This is a genomic window from Formosa sejongensis (genome assembly GCF_033447105.1).
Classification (GTDB): domain Bacteria; phylum Bacteroidota; class Bacteroidia; order Flavobacteriales; family Flavobacteriaceae; genus Formosa.
In genome coordinates this window covers 1-1,063 of record NZ_JAWQUN010000057.1, presented here as the reverse complement: position 1 = coordinate 1,063, position 1,063 = coordinate 1, and the positions used below count along the sequence as shown (strand labels likewise).

Annotated in this window: 1 protein-coding gene; it reads right to left on the bottom strand. The window is 35.6% G+C overall.

Going from position 1 to position 1,063, the window contains the following annotated elements; genetic code table 11:
• Window positions 1-45 precede the first annotated feature (45 nt).
• Window positions 46-1,023 (bottom strand): TRAP transporter substrate-binding protein, encoded by a 978-nt coding sequence (locus tag R6X41_RS19735; RefSeq protein ID WP_318502075.1) that lies wholly within the window; start codon window positions 1,021-1,023, stop codon window positions 46-48.
• Between the last annotated feature and the right edge of the window lie 40 nt (window positions 1,024-1,063).

The window sequence follows — 1,063 nt, the reverse complement described above, 5'->3', positions numbered from 1 at the left end:
GCCATCACTGTTTCCATCCGATTAAAAAAAGTATCTATTTTCATATTATTTAACGGCTTTTATACGATTAACAAGTGGCGCAAGTGCGGGGTATTCTTCAACAAAAGTTTCCATAACAGGTACTGTCTTGTCTGCAAACAACGTTTTATCTGGAATAATAATTTCTACACCAGACGCTTTAGCGATTTCCATAGATTCTATAACAGAGGCATTCCAATAATCTTTTTGAGCTATTGCTGAAGCATCTGCAGCTTCTTGTAACCACTGTTGTTCTTGAGTTGTTAAGGTATTCCACCATTTTGTACTAATTACCATAACATCTGGAATCGAAGAATGTTCGTCGATAGTGTAATATTTACTAACTTCAAAATGATTAGATGACACAAATGACGGGGCATTATTTTCGGCACCATCTACAACACCTTGCTGGATTGCTGTGTATAATTCACCATACGCCATTGGCGTTGCAGAACCTCCCAATGCATTTACCATGTTTATGGACATCTGGTCGTTCATAACACGGATTTTTAATCCTTTTAAATCGTCTGGTGTACGAATCGCTTTATTTTTTGTATAAAAACTTCTGCTACCAGCATCGTAATAACATAAACCTCGTAACCAAAAGTCACTTCCTTTTTCTAGAATTTCTTTACCTACAGGCCCTTCTAAAACAGCAAATTTGTGTGCTTTATCTCTAAATATATAAGGGATTGCTAAGACATTATATTCCGGCACAAAATTAGATAAGGTCGCAGCGCTTACCTTAGCAATAGCAACACTACCTATTTGCAACAATTCTAAAACCTCGCGCTCAGAACCTAATTGCGCATCAGGAAAAATCTTAACAACTAATGTCCCATTAGATTTTTCTTTTAAAACTTCTTGAAGGGTTAAAAGACCTTTATGTACGGGGTGTGCAGATTGCGCATTATGCGAGATATATAGTGTTTTAACAGCGGTGTCTTTCTTGCACGATTGCAAAATAAAAACACAGGTTAAACACATTAAAAATTTTAGTTTCATATTAATTTTTGAAATTATATTAGGTTAAGGCTTTGTGATT

What these genes read in the sequence shown, in the direction of transcription:
- R6X41_RS19735 (WP_318502075.1), bottom strand. Translation starts at nt 1,023, where the DNA reads ATGAAACTAAAATTTTTAATGTGTTTAACCTGTGTTTTTATTTTGCAA.